We start from the raw sequence: 21,131 nt of genomic DNA on the forward strand, positions 1-21,131 counted from the left end.
AAGCCTCTCTTTTGTGGTTTCATGATGATTCCTCCAAGTTAGGTCTTACCTGTTATTACCCGATTTCAGGATAGTTAGAGAGATAATCAACCGTAGAAAAAAAAGACTGGGCGTTAGCCCAGCAGTCTCTGCACTCGACCCAGCACCTCTCCGATCCGCTCTGTAATAATCAGATCTGCCTGATCGTCATACGGGGTAGGCTCGCCGTTAAGCAGCACAGTATGCCGCCCCCTGAAGTAAGTAACCAGGCTCGCGGCAGGCTGAACGGTAAGCGAGGTACCGCCAATGATCAGCAGATCCGCCGCTGTAATGGCATCCACAGCTTCAATTAGCACTTCATGATCGAGCGCTTCCTCATAGAGCACCACATCCGGCTTGATGATGCCCCCGCAGTCCTCACAGCGCGGTACAGAGCCTTCCTGCTCCAGCCATTCCTCCAGGCCGTAATAGCGCTGGCACCCCATACAGTGATTGCGGTGGATAGAGCCGTGCAGCTCCAGTACCCGGCGGCTACCGGCAATCTGATGAAGACCGTCGATATTTTGCGTAATGACCGCCTTCAGCTTGCCGCTCTCTTCCAGCTCCGCAAGCAGACGGTGGGCCCCGTTCGGCTTCGCTCCGGGATGAATCATCTTACTGCGGTAGAAATCAAAAAAAATGTCCGGCGAGGACATAAAAAAGCTGCGGCTGAGCATGACCTCAGGCGGATAAGGAGAGTTGTGCTGTGTCTGGTACAGACCGGCTGCCGAACGGAAGTCCGGGATACCGCTCTCCGTCGATGTTCCGGCACCGCCGAAAAAGACGATATTATTGCTTTTTTGAATCCAGGAAGCCAGTAGCTGTAATTGTTCCATGATCTACACCTGTCCTCTCTGTACCTCATTCGTAATGCATTCAGATCGTTAAGCGGAGCGCCGGATAGCCGGATACCACAATATCCGCATCCAGCAAATGGTCTGCCCTTCCGTCCAGTGAGATCCCGACCGCAAGTCGCAGTCCCGCCCCCCGGCCCAGCTGCATATCTGCATTGCTGTCACCGATAATCACTGTGTCTTCGGGCCGCAACTCCAGCTCCTGGCAGGCCTTCTCGGCCATCTCCGGTGCAGGCTTGCCGTACTTCACCCGGTCGCGGGTAACCACCGCCCCGAAGTAGCCGGAGATGCCAAGCCATTCCAGATGCTCACGGGTGGCGGACAGATTGTCAGAGGTTACAACGCCAAGCTTCAGCGAGGCTGCGGCACACTGCTCCAGGAATGGCAGCAGTCCCGGCATTGGCACTGCGGTACGGCGGCGGCGAAGCTCATTCATGGCCTCCTTGGAGATGGCATTCACGCGCGTCACCGCTTCATTCCAGGGGACACCCGCTGTATAGAGCTGCCAGGCCAGAATCCCGGTGGATTCCTCAGCCGTTGCCATGGACAGCGGACCGGCGGGATCATATCCGGTAATTCGTCCGGAGGCATCATGCGTAGTCCCCAGCACCGTGGCCAGGTCCGCTCCCGTTACGGGTCTGCTGCCAATCAGAGTCAGCTGGCTGCCCAGCCCTTCAAGCACCAGTTCAGCCCAACTGCCCCAGGTGGCCAGGAGATCCAGCAGCGTACCGTCCTTATCGAACAGGATGCCGCTTACGGGAACAGTGAGTTCATTGATGTGCAATACAGGCATTCAAGCACTCCTTCCGCATAAGTTATATTACTTCAGGTATTAGATGTTCATTTGCTCTGGCGCAGATTCCCCAGCCAGTCCAGCATCGCCCGGACGGTCCGTGTCTGCTGTTCTTCTTCGCTAATCGTAGCGATCCCGTCACCCTTTTGCACGCCATAGCTGCCGAATTGGGCATGGTTACCGCCTTCAACCGACACATATACGGTATTGCCCGGCAAATAGGAACGCCCTTGGTTATAGCTCTTCTGGTCTACGACTTCATCCTGCGTGCCAAGCACAGACAAGACGGACAGCGTCGTGTCCTTCAGGCTGCCTTTCTCATCGGGATACGAGGCCAGAAAAAAAACGCCTTCCAGCTGGCCGGCATGATCCGCAGCGAAGCGTGAAGCCATTACGCCGCCGAGCGAATGTCCGCCCAGGACGAAGGACTGCTTCGGATGCACACGGATAATCTCTTCGGCGGCATCCCCTTTGATTACAGCCAGATTGAGCGGCATTCTGGCAATGTAGAACGGGTGACCGGCAGCGGCAACTTTACGGGCCAGCGGCGCATATGCTTCCGCCTTGACCAATGCGCCCGGATAGAAGATTACGGCGGTGCCGAGCACCACCGAGGGGTCGAACGAGATCCAGTTGTCATTCTGCTCGACAGTGACGCCCCCGGCAGAGAGCAGAGCGGTTTCAGCCCGGGCCTCCGGCTTATACGGGGTAAGATACCTCCATATAAACACCCCCGCCACCAGCAGAATCAATACTACTCCAATAAGCACACGGCGTCTGATTATATTCTTTTTCATTAGTGTTCACTCCCGGTTCCTGCATACTGAAAATTATAAGGGAATCGGCGAATTCAAACAACCTTCAAGACTTCGCCACATCTGGCCCTATCCATTTCCAATGATAGCGTTTACTATTGTGATGTATTTCACAATTTATTGTCCGGAAATCATGTATTTTAAAATTAAAGTATTAACCCCCCTCAAACCTAATTTCATTGGAGGTTACGTCATGACCCGGGAAAGCTCGCTTGACACGCGCGGAGAGACTTTTTTTCTCAATCTGCGCTTCATGCTTATTGTAACTGTCTTTGCGGCCAATGCGATCGAACCCCTGATTCAAGAAATGAGCGGACTTCACATTCTTTACCAGTGGATCTTCAGTTTTCATATGCCGCTGTTTGTGCTGGTGACCGGATACTTTGCCCGTTCAAGCTTACATGGAGCGCCAGGACGCAAAGTCCTGCTGCAGATTGCCCTGCAATATGTTATTTTTCAGAGCCTATACTCCCTACTTGACGCCTCCCTGTTTCATGTGAATAATATACAGCATTCCTTCTTCGCTCCTTATCTGCTGCTATGGTTCCTGGCCAGCCACATCTGCTGGCGCCTGCTGATGCTGGGCATGAGCCGCTGGACCCGCAGCGCCCAACTGGCCTTCGCCGTTACCGCAGGGGTGGCCGTAGGTTATCTGCAACTGGACGGGATCTGGTTCAGCATCAGCCGCACCTTTGTATATCTGCCCTTTTTTGTGATTGGGTACCATTTCTCCTTCGGGGCTTTCGTGAAGCTATATCAGCGGTATGTCAAAAGCATTGCCGCCGCCGCTTCGCTCCTGCTGCTCGTTGCTATCGGTCTGCTTGGCGCTGATCTTCCCATGGGCTGGCTATATGGCAGTATGACCTATATGCAGCTTGGCGCCCATGAATGGTACGCGGGTCTGTTCCGGCTGGCGGTCTATGGCCTGCAATTCATCGCTTCCCTGGCATTTCTGGGCCTGGTGCCTTATGGATTAAGCCGCATGACCGGTCTGGGACGCCGGACCCTCTATGTTTTTCTGCTGCATGGGTTTGTCGTCCGCACGGCGGTGATTTCCGGCCTGTATGGGTATATCGGCAATCCTGCCGGAGCAGCGCTGCTGCTCGCCGGTGCAGTAGGATGTACGGTGCTGCTCGCCCAGCCTGCGGTCAAACGTCTGCTGAACCCGCTCGTGGAGCCGTCGGTAAATTGGATGATCTCCCTGCGGCGCGCCGCCATCAGACGCTCTCTATAGAATAGAATTGCTCGGACTATATCAATTGGCTGAAGTCTATCCCTTACGGAATAGGCTTCTTTCTGTATATTAGCCCAGACTTTACATGTGTTACTCCCCGACAAACTTCACATTGTCCGGTAGAAAAAAGAGTTTTTTTGTGATAGACTCTCTATTAACGTTCTTAACCAATCACCGCAGGGTACGTATATTCCGGGATTGCAATGCGTTAATGCGGCACTATATTCGCTTCACCAATACTGTTAGGGGGAAAAGTCATCATGGCAAACAAGAAAATGCGATCAGATATGATCAAAAAAGGCTTCGACCGCGCTCCTCACCGCAGCCTTCTGCGGGCAGCAGGCGTTAAAGAAGAGGATTTCGGCAAACCGTTCATCGCGGTCTGCAATTCCTATATCGATATTGTACCGGGTCATGTGCATCTTCAGGAATTCGGCAAGATCGTGAAGGAAGCCATCCGTGAAGCCGGCGGGGTTCCGTTTGAATTCAATACGATCGGCGTAGATGACGGTATTGCCATGGGTCATATCGGTATGCGTTATTCGCTGCCAAGCCGCGAGATCATTGCCGACTCTCTGGAAACGGTAGTATCCGCGCACTGGTTCGACGGTATGGTGTGCATTCCCAACTGTGATAAAATCACCCCGGGCATGATGATGGGCGCGCTGCGCGTCAACATCCCGACCATCTTCGTCAGCGGCGGGCCGATGAAGGCCGGCGTAGACAGCAAAGGCAAGAAGCTCTCCCTCACTTCGGTATTTGAAGGCGTTGGCGCCCATCAGGTCGGCAAGATCAATGACGCTGAGCTGCTTGAACTGGAACAATTCGGCTGTCCTACCTGCGGATCATGCTCCGGCATGTTCACTGCCAACTCCATGAACTGTCTGGCCGAAGCTATGGGCCTTGCGCTTCCGGGCAACGGCACGATCCTGGCCGTAGCCGAAGAACGCAGAGACTTCGTCCGCAAATCAGCAACCCAGCTTATGGAGCTGATCAAGCTGGACCTGAAGCCGCGTGATATCGTAACCCAGGAATCGCTGGACAATGCCTTCGCACTTGATATGGCTATGGGCGGTTCGACCAATACCGTACTGCATACCCTGGCACTGGCTCAGGAAGCCGAAATCGATTATCCGCTGGAACGCATCAACGAAGTTGCCAACCGGGTTCCTTACCTGGCCAAGCTGGCTCCGGCCTCCGATATCTTCATCGAAGATGTAGACCGGGCGGGCGGCGTAAGCGCTGTGCTGAACGAATTACTGAAGAAGCCGGGCGCCATCTTCGGCGACTGCATGACCGTAACCGGCAAGACTCTGGCCGAGAATGTCACCGGTCATGAGATTCAGGATACGTCAGTTATTCATACAATAGACAACCCTTATTCCCCAGTAGGCGGATTGGCTGTACTCTACGGCAATCTGGCTCCTGAAGGCTCCATCATCAAGGTTGGTGCCGTAGACGCTTCCGTTGGCGGCTACCACAAAGGACCTGCCATCTGCTTCGACTCCCAGGAGCAGGCGCTGGAAGGCATCGCGAACGGCAAGGTCAAAGAAGGCCATGTCGTTGTGATCCGGTATGAAGGTCCGAAGGGCGGACCGGGTATGCCGGAAATGCTGGCTCCGACTTCGCAGATCGTCGGTATGGGTCTTGGCGCCAAGGTCGGTCTGATCACTGACGGCCGGTTCTCCGGTGCGTCCCGCGGCATCAGCATCGGCCACATCTCGCCGGAGGCGGCTGAGGGCGGACCGATTGCTTTTGTTGAGGATGGCGACATCATTGAGCTGGATCTGATCAACCGCAAGATCGAGCTGCTGGTTGACGAGGAAGTGCTGGCGGTCCGCCGTCAGGGCTGGAAAGAATTCGAGCCGAAGGTGAAGACCGGTTATCTGGCCCGTTACTCCAAGCTGGTTACCAATGCAAGCAAGGGCGGCGTGCTGAAGATCTAATCGTTAGAGCCGCAGTTTCAGCCCGATCCTGAGCGGGAGAGATAAGTAGTGAGTGTAACAGCAGTTCCAGCCGCGAATGCGGCTGGGGCTGCTGTTTTTTGTTGCAGAAATTACAACCTTAGGCTCAAGTGGAGCGGGCATTTGGAGGGAATGTTGTATGAATTACAGCAATGATCACGCTAAGAAGTGAAATGGTAGAGGAATACTGCCTTTTGTGCAACAATGGCGAGTTGGTGCCTCTTTAGGGAGGAGAATGTTGCATAATGTGCAGGAACCTAGGTGGGATTTTCCCGTGTCCAAACTAAAAAACCGCCAGCCATATAGGCCAGCGGAGATCTGTAAAAATATAAGTGCAGTAAACTGCTTATGCTTCGTCTTCAATGAACCACCGTTGCTCCAGGCAGCTCAGCTTCAAGCGTCAGTTCCTCTTCGTGTACCCGCTCTACATGCTTCTGTGGCCGCCGCTGGTTCATCTGATTCAGCAGCTGCGACACGGGCATCAGCATCATCTTGGGCACCAGCACCTCACTGCGCACCTTGAGCCTCGCCCCGCCTGAGGGGTGGATGACGCTCAGCAGAACACTGAGATAGAATTTGGTCGAGCGGGCGAACAGGCCACTGGGCAGATCCACCACCATGAAGCCGAATTTCTCCGGCCCGCGGTTAATCATGCTCACGCCGTAGAGCGCCTTGGCTTCGGCCAGCTCGATATCACCAGCAATATGGACTGCAAGCAGCGGCAGGTCCTTCTCCATCCGGCGGATCATGCGGATCGCCAGCTGTGCCGGAGAACGGGAATGAACCCCAAGCTCGAACAATTGCCTGTTGTCAATGTGCAGCTCAATGACCTTGTCGTCTTTGCTCAAGGTCTCGCCGTTGTCCATCAGCACCGTATTGCCCTGATACTTACGCAGACGGTAATGAAGGAACGGATCGGCAGGCGTGATCGTCTTGAGCTGGAACACTAGCTGGAAGAGCTTCTCCCACGCCAGCCACAATCCGACAAGCAGCCGCTTGCCGAAGGATAGATGCGTGATCGGGGAGCGCTGCACCGCCTTGATCATCTCGTCAATCCGGACGCTGCGCAGTCCGCGCTGCTCGGCTTCGGCGAGCATCCGCTCCAGCGCAATCAGCATATGCTCCGGTGCATTCGGATCGGCACCCATCGTCGTACCGCAGTCATGCAGCAGCAGCACCTCACCCGGACCGAGCTTCGCAATGAGCTTCTCGGTCAGCTTTTCCGCTCCCAGCTTCTCCTTCCAGTCGCCGAACATCGCCGACCACAGCACGATCTGCACCTGACGGCGCTTGGAGAAGTCGAACAGGTTCACGATTCCCCAAGGGGGCCGGTAATAGGTGCTGCGTTCGCCGGTAATGGAGAAGATAATCTCGCCCGTCCGGTCAATCTGCTTCCTCACCGTGGCGGGACGCATCAGCCAGTTCGTCTTGTGCACATAATTATGAATCCCGATCAAATGCCCTTCATCATGCATCCGCTTGATAATCTCAGGATACTGCTCCGCGTGCGAGCCAACGACAAAGAATGTCGCCTTCGCATTATAACGCTTAAGCAAATCCAACAGCAGCGGTGTATAATGCGGGTCTGGCCCGTCATCGAAGGTCAGGCCGTAATCCGTACGCCCAATTCCTTTGCGGAAGACACGATAACCAAATAAACGGCTGATCATACCGGGAATAAAAGCATAAAAGGTAGAGATATAAAATAGCCAGAGCAGCAAAGTCTGCATGTACAATCACCGCTTTTCCAGAGTTGACTTTGGCTCGCCTTACGTCTGTTAAGAGATAGAAGTGATACGGCCAAGTAGAGTAAGTAGAAGCGACAGCTTAAAAAAAACATTACCTCCTATTTTAACACAGCTGCCAAAGAAATAGACGTTTTTTATTAAAATCGTGTACAATGAGTTGAAGTGCCGGTTACAAATTTATCTTCATAAAGGGGTCGTTTAAATCTATGCTGCCGCTGTACAAAAAATATTGGCGCACCTTTTTCGACATTGGACTGCTTGTTCTAACCGTATATTTAGTGATGCTCGGCTTCAGCAAATTGTACCAGCTGGCTGCGCCGGTGTTCCTGTCCTTTTTTGTATTTCTGCTGATTGAGCCGCTGGCCCGCTTCCTGAACCGCAAGGGAATGGCCAAGCCCTTCGCCTCCGCGATCTCCGTGGTCCTCTTCCTGGTCATCCTGCTGGGCGTGCTGTTCGGTGCCGGACTTCTAATTACGACCCAGGCGATTCACCTCCAGAATAATCTGCCCAAATATACATACGTAGTCCAGCAGCATTTCGCAGAAACTACGACCTATCTTCAGCACAAAATCGATTCGCTTCCATCCGATATGACGGATAAGCTGAACGGTTATTTCACGGATGCCACCAATATTCTCTCGAAGTGGATGGTTGCCTTCTTCAAATATATGGTCGGAGTGCTTGGCTCTTTCTCTTCCTTTATGGCTAATTTCGGGGTTGCGATCATTCTCGCCTTTTTCCTCAGCATGGAGATTAAGGACTGGCGCAGAATTGCCCACGAGAAGCTGCCGAAGACGTTCAAGACGGCCTATGCGTTCCTGCAAGGCAATGTATTCAAGGCTATCGGTTCTTATATCAAAGCACAGATGATCCTGATCAGCATCACCTTCGTCATTATTCTCGCGGGTCTGCTGATTCTCCAGACGGGCAATGTGCTCACCATAGCGCTGGTCTGCGCCGTGGTCGATCTGCTGCCGCTCCTCGGCGTACCTGCGGTGCTGATCCCTTGGATCATCTATCTGTTCATTGTCGGCAATACGTCACTGGCTATCGGGCTCATCGTTCTGCTGGCGGTGGTAATGGTGGTTAGACAGCTGCTGGAGCCCAAAATCACAGGGAATTCAATCGGTGTCTCCTCCGCCTTCCTGATGCTCTCCTTCGTGATTCTGTCCTCCTCCCTGTTCGGGATAGCAGGACTCATTCTGTCGCCGATTCTGCTGATTCTGCTCAAGGAGCTGCTCCAGCAGGGATATCTCCAGCAGTGGATCTATCTGCCGCAGGAGGAGTTCGTCGTCTCGCCCTTCGCGGCCTCGGGAACCTCTACAGAAGGCGCTCCCGTAAGCAGCAGTCCGGCAGGGAATGCCGAGTCTAATACAGAGCCTGCCGGTCCAGGCCCTCAGGCCCCAGTTGATCCGCCTTCCAGCCCCGACAACAGCTCGAACACCTGACCGAACAGGCGGGTGGCGGCCTGCGGACTGTCTGGAGCCACATTCTCTATCGCCACAGACACCGCATATTTCGGCTGGTCAACCGGACCATAGCCGATGAACCATTGATTATTGCGCGGCGTGCCATGCACCAGCGTCTGGGCCGTGCCTGATTTGCCGGCGAGCGGCCAAGCGGAAGGCTTCAGCATCCGGCCTGTGCCCTCTGTGACTACGCTGCGCATCATGCCCAGCAGCACACGGGCAGTGGCCGGAGCGATCCGGCCCTCCGGGGCTGGCGCCAGATGTCCCGGAAGCTCCTTAAGCGTCTGTCCATTGGCAAAAGCAACCCGCTCCAGTATCCGCGGCGCTCTCACCTCGCCACCATGCAGCAGCGTGACGACCAGATTAGCCGCCTGCAGCGGAGTGATCCGCACATCGCGCTGGCCGATCGCCGTCTGAACTCTCGCCCCGCCGTCATCGGGCAGGAGCGTGGTGAAGATGGTCCCCGGCTGCTCCCCGGCAAGCGGCCGGAGCAGTGGCAGACCGAGCGTGTTCTCCGCCTGCCACCCGATGCTCCGGCCCAGTCCCAGGGCAAGCGCGGTAGCTTGGAGTTTCACACCGCTCAGCCGCTCGGCCAGTGTAGCAAATACAGTATTACAGGACACGGCGAACCCTTGCTTAAGCGTAAGGGCGCCGTGTCCTTTGCCGTGGGGACATGACAATCCGTATTTCCCATATGCTCCTGCACAGAAGAAGGGCTCCTCCGGTGTGGTCAGCCCGGCTTCAAGTGCGGCAGCGGCCGTAACAATTTTGAAGATGGAGCCCGGGGCGGCCGCTTGAAGAGCACGGTTGTTCCATTCCCCGCCTTGAGGTGAGACCTGCTGCGGATTGTAGAACGGCAAGGAGACCATCGCTGCGATATCACCGCTCCGGCTGTCCATGACCACAATCGCCCCTTCCTTCACCCCTGCTTCCGCCGCCAGCTTCTCAATGCTCTCCTGAAGCTTCAGATCAATTGTGGTATGTAGAGACAGCGGATAATAGGGGTTGCCCGGCGCTTTGACGGTGATCGGGCTACCCGGAACCCGTTTGCCGCGTGCATCAACCTGGGCGACAGCTTCCGTGTGCCCCACGCCCTGCAGCAGCGGCTCCAGCGTCTTCTCCAGCCCGTCTGTGCCGGTTCTTGGAATTCTCAGCCCTGTGGGGGATTGGGTGATAGCAGCACCCGAAGCTTCAGACAGATAACCGAGCCACTGGCGGCCGGAGGCAGACCCGTTATATCTGCGGGCAAAAGGCAGCGCCCTGACGCCCTCGATCGCAAGCGCCTCTACTTCTCTGGCCTGCGGCAGAGTCAGGGCCAGCGGACCGGTGCCTTGGCCGGAAGGCCAGAGCAGCGGCTCCTTCAGCCTCAGCCGTCTTGCTTGCAGCTGACTGTAGCTGACGCCAAGAATCTCCGCCAGCCGGTGAAGCTGCTGGTCATCGTTATATTCTCCGGGCCCAGGATGCCGGTGAAGCTCCTCCTCCGGCGGGAACAGCGCAGCGGTCCAGACCGTCTCTCCGGCCAGCGCCTCGCCGTTCTTCGCATACAGCCGCCCTCTTCCACTATCCAGCACGGTCTCCCGCTCACTTTGCAGCTCGGCCATCTGAGCCACCGTGTAGCGGGTGCCACTTACTACGCTGTCCTTCAACAGCAGCTGTACCCAGGCCAGCCTGATCATCAGGCCTGCCAGCAGCATACACAGGATCAGGCATCCCCAAAATATACGTTTATGAACCAGCTTGTGCAATTGCTATTCCTCCATCAAGTGGGCTGCAGAACCATGGCTAATATTATACCCACCTCATGAATCAAAATAACCCCACAAAGTGGGGCATTAGCTTCGATGATGACTCAGATACTTTGCGGGGGCCCCAAAATATAAAAATAACCCCACAAAGTGGGGCATTAGCTTCGATGATGACTCAGATACTTTGCGGGGGCCCCAAAATATAAAAAAACCGCCTTCCCTCCAGGGAAAGGCGGCGCTGATGAACAGCTCACACGTTGAACTTGGATAATCGCTCCCGCAGTCTGGAGGAGGCATTCTCCAGCTTACTGGAGAGGGTAACCAGATATTCGCTTACATTCTCCTGCTCTCCGGTCAGGGAAGCTACCTCTTCAGAGGCGGCCGAGGATTCTTCGGCGAACGAGCTGACATTGCCTATAGTCTCTGACAAGACTTGCTGCGAGTGGTTCAGGCCGTCAATCGAAGAAGATACCGAATCCAGCCTGGTAATCAGCTGATGCATCTGGCCCTGTACACTAATGAAGATTTCACTGGTGTTCTGAACATAGTCCATCTGCTCCCCAAACAGCGGCGCAACCTCGGACAAGGCGTCTACCGTCTCATGCATATCCCGCATGATCCGGTCCGTAATCTCGCCCACCACGGCAATGGAACGCTTGGACTGCTCCGCCAGCTGGCGGATTTCATCGGCGACAACCGTGAAGCCCTTGCCCGCCTCCCCTGCCCGCGCCGCTTCAATAGTAGCGTTCAGCGACAGGATATTGGTCTGCTGGGTAATGCTCTGCATGACCTCCAGCACCTGAATGACCGATGAGGCGGTATCCTTAAGTTCATTCACCTTAAGGACCAGCTTGCCTGTCCTGTCGCCAGTCTCTTGTGTTCTACTTAGCAGCTCCTGCAGCTTGACTACCCCTTCTGCACTGGCTTGCTCCACGCTATGCGCAGTACCGCCAATCTCATGGGCTACTGCAATAACGGATTCCATCTTCTCCGAGATCTGAGCCGTCATCTCGTTACCCCGGTCCGCCTCCAGTGACAGACAGCCTGCACCGCCGGCAATCTCTTCCGTGGCTGCGGCAATATCCTTCGCTGCCACCGCCGTGTCGCGGGAGGCATTGCCAAGGGCTTCCGCCGCTTCCGTAACCTCACGCGCGGTCTCATTGGTGTGGACGACCAGCTCTGTAATCTGCTCCATCATCAGGTTGAAGGAGCCGGACAGCTGGCCGATCTCATCACGGGTGACTACATCGGTGCGTACGCGCAGATCCCCGGCTGCCCCCTTGACCATCAGATCCCGCAGCCGAGACAGCGGACGCGAGACCATCCGTACCATCCAGAGTCCGATCAGCACGGCTACGGCGGCAGCGGCGGCCACCGCTATGTAGGTCGTGTTAAGAATCCGCCCCGCATCCTTGGTCAGATTGCCGGAGGGCACCACTCCGAGCAGCCTCCAGCCGGAGGTATGCAGCGTGCCGTAGACCGCAAGAATGGATTTGCCCTGCTCATCCTTGGTCGGCAGAGAGCCGGAGGTATCGCTTAAGCCCTTGAACAGAGTGCCGCCCAGACGCAGATAGGTGTCCGTATCCTCTTGCTGGGAAGAGGCGATCAGCTGATCTGTGACCGTCAGCAGCTGGATATAGGAACCCTGGCCCAGATCAACCATTTGCAGCTGGCTGTCAAGCTCTGTAGTCTTAATATCGCAGACCGCCAGATAACCAGAGTGACCCGCTTCCGCCGCTACAGACTTAGCGAAACGCACCACTCCTGCGGCCTCTCCCTGCTTCAGCGCCTCGGTAATCCACTGGCTCTGCGGCTTCTCCTGCAACTGCTTGTACCATGCTGCATCACGGATCGCCGCCAGGAAATCATTGTCCACTTCACCAGCTCCGGCTGCGGGCAAGACTTCATTCAGCGGAACCAGATACACTGCCTGCACCCCGGGTACAGCCGTGAGCCATTGATCGAGCTCCCCGTTAATTATCTTGGACAGTTCTGTGCGCTTCGCAGGATCTGCGGCAGCTGGGCCTCCCAGTGCGACTGCTTGCTGAATATCCTCATTGTAGAACAGCTGACCCAGATTATCTTCATAGCGCAGCAGGATCACATCCAGCTTCTCTGCCGTCTGCTCCACGGTCTGCTGATTAGCGGACAATGCATTGTTCTCAATCGTTTGTCTCGCCACAGAGTAGGAAATATACCCCAGAGACAGCACAATCCCCATCGTCGCGATGAAAAACACCAGAAAGAGCCGCATCCCAAGCGACTTGGAGGGATGCAGCCGAGAAAGAATAAAGGTACTGCGAACTGTAGACCTGCTCAAAAAACCACCGCCAAATTCTATGTATTCTTGATATTCATGATCCTATTCATGATATACCATCAGCTCTTCTGTGGCTGTGATTTTGTTGTATGCAGCAAATTGCGTCGGGTGGCGGACAGGCCTAGATCTTACCGGGACCGGCATCATCGCCAACCTCTTCATGAGTCTTAATGACGTAGTTAACGATTTCATCAACGTTGGTATAGGCAACACCAACATAGGTGTCCGCAGCCCCGTAATAGATGGCAATCCGTCCGGTATCGGCGTCACTCAGCGCAGCACAAGGGAAGAGTACATTGTTGACAAAACCTCTTTCTTCATACCATTCCTCCGGTGTCAGCACGAAGTTCCGGGAGCGGTATTTCACTCGCGAAGGCTCATCCGCATCCAGAATAACAGCCCCCATGCTATAGACAAGGCCGTTACAGGTCCCTGTAACCCCATGATAGAACATCAGCCAGCCTTCCGAGGTCTCAAAGGGCGCAGGTCCGCCGCCGATCTTGGTGCTCTGCCACCAGCCTTGTCCGCCCTTGGTCATGACATGACGGTGTTTACCCCAGTATACGAAGTCAGGACTCTCGCTCAGGAAGACATCACCGAACGGCGTATGTCCGCTGTCGCTTGGACGGGAGAGCATGACGAAATTGCCGCCTATTTTCTTCGGGAACAGTACACCGTTACGGTTGAACGGCAGGAACGGATTCTCCAGACTGACGAAGTGCTTGAAGTCCTGTGTCTTGGCAACGCCGATCGCTGCTCCATAGAAGTCTGTGCACCAGATGATGTAATACGTATCCTCTACCTTCACCAGACGGGGATCGTACGCGTAACGAGGCATGTACGGGTTACCTGCCTCGTCTATGAATTGAATCGGCTGCTCATCAATGACCCAATCCAGGCCATCCGCGCTGCGGCCCATCCGCAGATGGGGGCGGGTCGTGTGATCTTCCACGCGGAAGACTCCCAGGAAGCTGCCCTCGTAAGCGATCACCGCGCTATTGAAGATACGTGCGACCCCTTTAGCCGGATTGCGCTTGATCACCGGGTTATCGCTATGTCTCCAGACCGGATGGTCATTCCCGGCAGGTCTGTCCTGCCAAGGCATATTCGGCAGACTCTGGCTGCCAGTCAGCTTTACTTCTCTCATAATAGAATCCCTCCAATAATAGTTGCAGCAGCCGCTGCGATGGTGTATTGCTCCCCGGCTTGCCGCTTTATTTGACCGACCCTTGGGCGAAGCCGTTATAGATGTATTTCTGCAGTGCTACGAATGCGATCAGCGTCGGAATGATCGCGATCATAATCGCGGCACAGATGACCTCCCACTGGGAGCCGTAAGGCCCTTTGAATTTGAACAGTGCAGTGGACACGACCTGCAGGCTGCTTTTGGGCATATACAGGAACGGGGTGTAGAAATCATTGTAGATATTAACGCCCTTCACGATGATCACCGTCACAATGGCCGGACTCAGCAGCGGAAGAATAATTCTCCAGTAGATCGTCCAGTAGGAGGCCCCATCCAGCATTGCCGATTCGTCAAGTGACTCAGAGATCGAGTCCAGGAACTGCATGAAGATATAGACAGCGATAATATCGGTCCCCAGATACATCAGAATCGGCGCCCAGCGGGTATTGAACAAGTCCAGGGCATTGATGATCTGAAAAGTTGCTACTTGCGTCGTTACTCCGGGAATCAGCGTAGCCAGCAGAAAAGCCCCCATCAGCGCCTTGCTGCCTCTGAATTTGAACCGGGCCAGAATATAAGCCATCATCGAGCCGGTAAGCGTAGCGCCCGCAATGGAAATAAGGACGATAATGATCGTGTTCATGAAGCCGAGCAGCATGTTCCCGTCTACGAAGGCTTTAGTATAGTTGGCGAAATTCAGCCAGTTCTCCGGCAGGGTCAGCGGACCGGTTGAGGCATACTCGGCATTGGTTTTCAGGGAAGCAAAGAAGACCACCACAATCGGCATCAATGCCATAAGCGCGCCCAGCACCAGGGAGATATATTTAAACACAGCGGCCAGGTTGTATTTGAAGGTATGCATCGCTCTATTTCTCCTCCTTGATCAGAATGCGCTGCAGGATAGTGACCAGCACCACAATACCAAGCAGGACCACAGCCATTGCCGAAGCCAGCCCCAGCTTGCTGTATTTGAAGGCCACATCGACGGTCTGGATGACAAAAGTGCCGCTGCCGTTGGAGCCGCCGGTCATGACATACGGAATCTCAAACACCCCGATGGCCCCGCTCACCGCGAGAATCAGATTGAGCTGGAGGATACGCTTGATGCTTGGAATGATGATATGCCGGAACTGATGCCAGCGGTTAGCCCCGTCTATCTCCGAGGCTTCATAGATATCACTGCCGATTGAGGAGATCGCACCAAGGAAGATAATAAAGTTCATCCCCATGTAACGCCATACCGAGGCAAAAGCGAGAGAGATGTTAATCAGCTGCGGATTCAGCAGCCATTTTTGTTGCAGCGCCCCGAGGCCGAGCAGATCAAGAATGGTATTAAGGGTGCCTTCCGGCTTGAAGAAGAACAGGAAGATGAACCCGATCGCCACACCGTTCAGCAAGGTCGGAAAGAACAGAATCCCCTTGAACCAGTTCTTCATCCGGACATTGAAGCTCAGAATCGTGGCAAAATAAAGCGCCAGCCCCATCTGGATAAAGGTGGCAAAAAAGTAATACAAGCTGACCTTGAACACGGCGAAGTACTCCGGCTTGGTAAAGATCGTCTTGTAGTTGTCAAAGCCGATATACTCCATATTTTTGCTTAGCCCGTTCCAGCTGGTGAAGCTGTACTGAAACATTTTTAAGACAGGTAAATAGGAGAACGTCAGCAGCAGAACTACGGGTACTAGCGAAAATAAAAAGATGATCAGAATCCGTTGATTTTTATAGCTCATGTTAGACAATTTGGGCACTCTCCACACCTCCTGAAAACTTACTGCTCTTCATTCCGCTTCTATCCCTGCAAAAGTGAAGGGGATTATGCCGTTACCGGCATCTCCCCTTTCTTTTGATCTTTAATCTACTTGGCAGTCACAATTTTGGCTCTGGCTGCTTTCCATTTATCATTTAGTTCTTTCATAATGTCATCATAGGATTGCTTCCGGTTGCCAATCGCTGCTTCGATGATTACCTTCTTGAAGTCAGGCTGCCACAAGCCGATTTCAGCCTCTTTATCAATGGCATCCACCCAGCCCTCTTCACCCGCTTTGGCTGGAGCAAGCGTGTCGAAGGTGATGTCTGTACCTGCAAATTGCTTGAGGATTTCAGGCAGCTCGGCTCCCTTTACTGGGCTCATGCCTCCGCCTTCAGTAGTCGGATAACCGGATTCATTAATGAACCAGTCCACCCATGCTCTGGCGGCTTCTTTATTTTTGCTGTGAATGCTAACCCCCAGATTATAGTCGTCAGATAACGGAACCAGGATCTTGTCAGCATTGGTCGGGAATGGCATGAAGCCTACATCATCCGGGTTCGCTGCCAGTCCTTTGATCTGACCGATGGCCCAGGAGCCAAGCATCATCGTACCAATTTTGCCGTTCGCCAGATCTGCCTTGGAGGATTCCCAGTCGGTTGTAGTAGGGTCTTCTTCAATCAGACCGTCTTTGGCTGCATCGTACATTACCTTGTAGAGCTCATAGTGCGGCTGGCCTGGAACAAAGTTATCGTCGGAGGCTACCTGGCCGATGTTGACATATTCACGATCTCCGGCAACGGTAGCCAGATCCGCTTCCCACTGGGTCAGCGTCCAGCCCGCAGCATAGTTCGTGTAGAGAGGAATGGCATCCGTCTTCTCCTTGATGCTCTTCAGTGCGGCGGAGAACTGATCAAAGGTTCTTGGAATCTCCGTCACTCCGGCATCCTTGAAGACCTGCTTGTTATAGATCACGCCGGAGAAATTAACCGTAATCGGAATGCCGTATGAAATCCCGTCTACCGTCCGCTCTTCGAGGCCTGTATATTGCTGCTCCAGGTCAGACTTTTTACCCAGCGGCTCGAAGAAATCTGGCAGGTCTTTGATCGCTACGCTGGTAGGCAGGAGCAGAACATCTCCGTAATCACTGGTGCTCATGCGGATTTTGATCTGATCCTCATAGGGGGATAAGGCTTCGAAATTCACTTTGACATCTGGATATTTCTCATTGAACTTGGCGGCGTAGTCTTTGAACACGGTATCTACAATATCCGTCCGCTGTGTAATAACCGTAATATCACCCTTGATATCCTTGGCGGCATCTCCCCCTGGAGCGGGTGTTGCCTCCGCAGAGGTACCTGTGTTGCCGCCTGCATTGGTTGCTGCCGCATTAGTGGCATTATTGTTGTCAGATGCACAGCCGGAGAACAATCCGGCCATCAGTGTCAGCGCTGCCAACCCGGTAACTGCTTTTGTTTTTTTCATCATATTTCTGACCCCTCTCTTCATTTGGAACGGAATAGTATAATAACAAAACAATAACAATAGAATCAATCATTCTACTAAATAGAACTTAAATCGTCTGATTTTTATCTTGAATCTCTTGTTGTTATCGTTTTCATTGCAATTATAGACCTTGCCATTCCTTTAAACGATGGTTTCAATTGCTTTTTCTGGTATTCAATTTGTTATTTTGTTATATATATTTGATAATATAAATAAAACACTGCCCTATCGCTTCTGGAGAAGTGATAAGGCAGTGCAACTGGGTTCGTATCCTGCCAGGATACGCATATCATGATCTGTAACGGCTTTTATATTCCTTGGGAGTCATGCCGCACATCTTCTTGAACAGCTTATTGAAGTACACCGGATCGGTGTAGCCGACTTTGTCAGCAATCTCATAATTCTTCAGGTCCGGATGATGGAGAAGCATCTTCTTGGCCTCCGCAATACGGATGCCGATCAAGTAGTCGGTAATGGTCTGCCCTGTCTTATGCTTGAACAGCCTGCTGATATAACTCGCATTCATTCCCACGGCCTCAGCCAGCCGCTCAAGCTCGAAATTAAGACCGTAATCCTGCTCAAGAATGCTCTTCATCTGCTCTACTACATAATGCTCCCCACCTTCGGAAGGCTGATGCGGCACTTCATCGGAGGGAGCAGCCGCAGGCGTCTGCCGGGTCGCTTCTACACTTTTGAGCAGATCATATAATTGTGCCTTATCAATGGGCTTCAGCAGATAATCAAGTACACCGAAGCGCATCGCCTTACGGGCATAGTCGAATTCACTGAAGCCGCTCAGTACAGCTATTGGCAACTGCTTGAGATGCGCTCTCGCCTCTTCAATCAGCTTGAATCCATCCATTCTTGGCATCTTGATATCTGTAATAAGAAGATCGATCTCCTCCAGGCTTAGCTCCCGCAGATGGTTCCAGGCCTCAAGCCCGTTGCCGTATGAGCCGATTACCCTGACTTCCACATCCATTCTGGAAGCAATCTTCTCCAGCCCGCGGCGGATCACTTCCTCATCATCCGCAATCATGATCCGGATTACCACCCTATCGCCCCCGTCGTTTCATCTATGATGATAGCGCTATCAATACAATTATAGACCCTACATAACCATTAGAAAATGTGCCCCTATCCACTTTTATAGTCTTCAATTGACTTCATCCAATTCCCGCTTGAATTCCCGGCCGAAAAGGGTTATAAAATGGTTATATATCGTTATCATTATATACTAATATAATAATAACAATTATAAAAAATAACTCCAACACCAGCAAGCACTATTAAGGAGTGAACAGAAAATATGAATAATGCAACCGAAGTATGGCGCACCCGGCTGGAAGCAGAGCTGAAACACAATATTCTGGGCTTCTGGATGAAGCATGCCCTGGATGATACTCATGGCGGCTTTATCGGTGAAATGGATAATCAGCTGCAGGTGTTGCCCGGTGCAGACAAAAGCCTTGTACTGAATGCACGGATTCTCTGGACATTTGCAAGTGCTTACAGAGTTTACGGAACTGCAGATTATCTGGCTATGGCCGACCGCGCCTATGATTACCTCATTCAGAATTTCACAGATTCCGAATTCGGCGGCTTCTTCTGGATGGTAGATGAACACGGATCTGCATCCCAGCCCAAGAAACAAATCTATGGACTCGCTTTTGTCATTTATGCCTTGGCTGAGTACCATCATGCCACCGGCCGGGACGACGTCCTGCGCCAAGCAACCCAATTGTTCCATTTGATTGAGAAATACGGTTATGACCCTCTTCACAAAGGGTATATTGAAGCCTTATCGCGGGAGTGGGAGATGACCGATTCCCTAAGTCTCAGCGCGAAGGATATGAATGAGAAAAAATCCATGAATACACATCTGCATGTACTGGAAGGGTACACCGGCTTGTACCGGGTATGGAAGTCAGAGACACTCAGATGCAAGCTTGCTGAGCTAATCGAAACCATGCTGGAGCATATCCTGGATTCGGACGACAAGCACTTCCATTTGTTCATGGATGAAGAGTGGCAGGTGAAGTCAGCGCATATCTCCTTCGGCCATGACATTGAGGGAAGCTGGCTGCTCTATGAAGCTGCGGAAGTACTTGGAGACGAGGCCCTGCTTGAACGCGTGCGCAAGGCAACCCTGTCGATGGCCGAAGCTGCACTGACTGAGGGGGTAGCGCCGGACGGCGGAATCTGGAATGAGGCAGATCTAAGCGGCTTCATTGACAAAGCCCACGAGTCCAGAGACTGGTGGCCGCAGGCTGAAGCCATGGTCGGATTCTACAATGCATATCAGTTAACCGGAGATTTGCGTTTCCTGGAAGCCGCTGAGAGCTCATGGAGTTTCACAGAGAAATATATTATTGATCCTAAGCTGGGCGAATGGCACTGGGGGGTGGATGAATCCCTGCAGCCGCTGGCCCATGCACCGAAGGTCAGCGCCTGGAAATGCCCCTATCACAACAGCCGGGCCTGCTTCGAGATGATTAGACGGCTTGGCGAAACCTCAGATATAAAGGAGACTATACAATGAGTACCATTTTTGAACAACGCAAGCAGGCATTGACTGAACGTTATGAAGCCCTGATTGGCCGCACCAATGAGAAGCTGCCTTACGGCAACGGCATTTATGACCGCTACAAGTATCCCCTGCTCACTGCGGAGCACGCCCCCCTGATCTGGCGTTACGACTTCAATGAGGAGAGCAACCCGTATTTCGCAGAGAGAATCGGAGTGAACGGCGTATTCAATCCCGGAGCTATTGAACTGAACGGCAAATTCTACATCATTGCCCGGGTGGAGGGCAATGACCGCAAATCCTTCTTCGCCGTTGCCGAGAGCAGCAGCGGTGTGGACGGCTTCCGCTTCTGGGATCACCCCGTAGTGCTTCCTGAGACCGCAGACCTGGATATCAACGTCTATGACATGCGCCTGGTACAGCATGAGGATGGCTGGATCTACGGCCTGTTCTGCACCGAACGCAAGGACCCGGAGGCTGCCCCTGGCGATTTGTCCAGCGCCGTTGCGCAGTGCGGCATTGCCCGTACCAAGGATCTCAAGACCTGGGAGCGTCTCGCCGATCTTAAGACCGGCTCCGCCCAACAGCGCAACGTGGTCCTGCATCCAGAATTCGTTGACGGCAAGTATGCCTTCTACACGCGCCCGCAGGACGGGTTCATCGCCGCCGGTTCCGGCGGCGGCATCGGCTGGGGCTTATCGGAGCAGATTGAGAACGCTGTTATCACCCGTGAGACGATCATCGACCAGCGCTACTACCATACCATCAAAGAAGTGAAGAACGGTCAAGGGCCGGCCCCGATCAAAACACCGCTCGGCTGGCTGCACATCGCTCATGGCGTCCGCAATACAGCTGCCGGCCTGCGCTATGTGCTGTATGCCTTCTTGTCTGACCTTGCGGAACCAAACCGTGTGACTCATGCCCCAGGGGGACATTTCATTGCTCCAGACGGCGAAGAGCGCGTCGGTGATGTATCCAATGTTGTCTTCTGCAACGGTGTAATCGCCCGTGACAACGGAGAGGTATTCATCTACTACGCTTCCTCCGATACCCGTATCCATGTAGCTGCCACCACCGTAGACCAACTGCTCGATTATGTCATGAATACTCCTGAAGATCCGCTTCGTTCCTATGCTTGCGTACAGCATCGTATCGCTATGATCGACCGGAATTTACAATTGAAATAACGCAAACAAGCAGAAACG

At 53.5% G+C, this 21,131-nt stretch carries 16 protein-coding genes; 5 read left to right on the forward strand and 11 right to left on the reverse strand.

Going from position 1 to position 21,131, the window contains the following annotated elements; translation table 11 throughout:
• Nucleotides 1-113 precede the first annotated feature (113 nt).
• Genes ACFSX3_RS29700 through ACFSX3_RS29710 form a run of 3 tightly spaced genes read right to left on the reverse strand, consistent with a single transcriptional unit; the run spans nt 114 to nt 2,462 of the window.
• Entirely contained in the window at nt 114-854 is a 741-nt protein-coding gene (locus ACFSX3_RS29700; protein WP_209994181.1) for an NAD-dependent protein deacylase, read from the reverse strand.
• A 40-nt stretch (nt 855-894) separates the two neighbouring features.
• On the reverse strand, nt 895-1,665 hold the full coding sequence (locus tag ACFSX3_RS29705) for an HAD family hydrolase (RefSeq protein ID WP_209994180.1): 771 nt from the start codon (nt 1,663-1,665) through the stop codon (nt 895-897).
• Nucleotides 1,666-1,712: 47 nt separating this feature from the next.
• The gene (locus tag ACFSX3_RS29710) at nt 1,713-2,462 is read right to left on the reverse strand and encodes an alpha/beta hydrolase (protein WP_209994179.1); all 750 of its coding nucleotides are present in this window, start codon (nt 2,460-2,462) and stop codon (nt 1,713-1,715) included.
• A 211-nt stretch (nt 2,463-2,673) separates the two neighbouring features.
• Here ACFSX3_RS29710 and ACFSX3_RS29715 point away from each other — a divergent pair, with 211 nt between their 5' ends.
• Nucleotides 2,674-3,714, forward strand: a complete 1,041-nt coding sequence (locus ACFSX3_RS29715; RefSeq protein ID WP_209994178.1) for an acyltransferase family protein — start codon at nt 2,674-2,676, stop codon at nt 3,712-3,714.
• A 260-nt stretch (nt 3,715-3,974) separates the two neighbouring features.
• Nucleotides 3,975-5,660, forward strand: coding sequence for a dihydroxy-acid dehydratase (gene ilvD / locus ACFSX3_RS29720; protein ID WP_209994177.1), 1,686 nt, complete (start codon nt 3,975-3,977; stop codon nt 5,658-5,660).
• 377 nt (nt 5,661-6,037) lie between these two features.
• Here ilvD and ACFSX3_RS29725 read toward each other — a convergent pair whose 3' ends face one another.
• A complete protein-coding gene (locus ACFSX3_RS29725) occupies nt 6,038-7,408 on the reverse strand; it encodes a polysaccharide deacetylase family protein (RefSeq protein WP_209994176.1) in 1,371 nt (456 codons plus the stop codon).
• 224 nt (nt 7,409-7,632) lie between these two features.
• Between ACFSX3_RS29725 and ACFSX3_RS29730 the strand changes: the two genes are divergently transcribed.
• Complete coding sequence (locus tag ACFSX3_RS29730) at nt 7,633-8,874, forward strand: AI-2E family transporter (RefSeq protein WP_209994175.1); 1,242 nt, start codon at nt 7,633-7,635, stop codon at nt 8,872-8,874.
• Here the strand turns inward: ACFSX3_RS29730 and ACFSX3_RS29735 are convergent.
• The 7 genes from ACFSX3_RS29735 to ACFSX3_RS29765 all read right to left on the reverse strand — a co-directional run bounded on the left by ACFSX3_RS29735 (nt 8,823) and on the right by ACFSX3_RS29765 (nt 18,453).
• On the reverse strand, nt 8,823-10,640 hold the full coding sequence (locus ACFSX3_RS29735) for a peptidoglycan D,D-transpeptidase FtsI family protein (protein ID WP_209994174.1): 1,818 nt from the start codon (nt 10,638-10,640) through the stop codon (nt 8,823-8,825). The two genes, ACFSX3_RS29730 and ACFSX3_RS29735, sit on opposite strands and share 52 nt — an antisense overlap.
• Before the next feature lie 250 nt (nt 10,641-10,890).
• Nucleotides 10,891-12,960, reverse strand: coding sequence for a methyl-accepting chemotaxis protein (locus ACFSX3_RS29740; RefSeq protein WP_209994173.1), 2,070 nt, complete (start codon nt 12,958-12,960; stop codon nt 10,891-10,893).
• 121 nt (nt 12,961-13,081) lie between these two features.
• On the reverse strand, nt 13,082-14,107 hold the full coding sequence (locus ACFSX3_RS29745; RefSeq protein WP_209994172.1) for a glycoside hydrolase family 130 protein: 1,026 nt from the start codon (nt 14,105-14,107) through the stop codon (nt 13,082-13,084).
• A 67-nt stretch (nt 14,108-14,174) separates the two neighbouring features.
• On the reverse strand, nt 14,175-15,008 hold the full coding sequence (locus ACFSX3_RS29750; RefSeq protein WP_209994171.1) for a carbohydrate ABC transporter permease: 834 nt from the start codon (nt 15,006-15,008) through the stop codon (nt 14,175-14,177).
• 4 nt (nt 15,009-15,012) lie between these two features.
• Nucleotides 15,013-15,894, reverse strand: a complete 882-nt coding sequence (locus ACFSX3_RS29755; RefSeq protein WP_209994170.1) for a carbohydrate ABC transporter permease — start codon at nt 15,892-15,894, stop codon at nt 15,013-15,015.
• A 107-nt stretch (nt 15,895-16,001) separates the two neighbouring features.
• Nucleotides 16,002-17,378 carry an ABC transporter substrate-binding protein gene (locus ACFSX3_RS29760; protein WP_209994189.1) on the reverse strand — a complete coding sequence of 459 codons (1,377 nt, stop codon included), beginning with the start codon at nt 17,376-17,378 and terminating at the stop codon, nt 16,002-16,004.
• Between the two features lie 310 nt (nt 17,379-17,688).
• On the reverse strand, nt 17,689-18,453 hold the full coding sequence (locus ACFSX3_RS29765) for a response regulator (protein WP_379257212.1): 765 nt from the start codon (nt 18,451-18,453) through the stop codon (nt 17,689-17,691).
• A 255-nt stretch (nt 18,454-18,708) separates the two neighbouring features.
• Here ACFSX3_RS29765 and ACFSX3_RS29770 point away from each other — a divergent pair, with 255 nt between their 5' ends.
• Complete coding sequence (locus ACFSX3_RS29770) at nt 18,709-19,941, forward strand: AGE family epimerase/isomerase (protein WP_209994169.1); 1,233 nt, start codon at nt 18,709-18,711, stop codon at nt 19,939-19,941.
• Nucleotides 19,938-21,113 (forward strand): glycoside hydrolase family 130 protein, encoded by a 1,176-nt coding sequence (locus tag ACFSX3_RS29775; protein WP_209994168.1) that lies wholly within the window; start codon nt 19,938-19,940, stop codon nt 21,111-21,113. Before ACFSX3_RS29770 ends, ACFSX3_RS29775 begins: the two co-directional genes overlap by 4 nt.
• The last annotated feature ends 18 nt before the right edge of the window (nt 21,114-21,131 follow it).

Origin of the sequence: Paenibacillus rhizoplanae (genome assembly GCF_042684125.1) — a bacterium.
In the GTDB taxonomy this organism is placed as follows: Bacteria; Bacillota; Bacilli; order Paenibacillales; family Paenibacillaceae; genus Paenibacillus_AQ; species Paenibacillus_AQ rhizoplanae.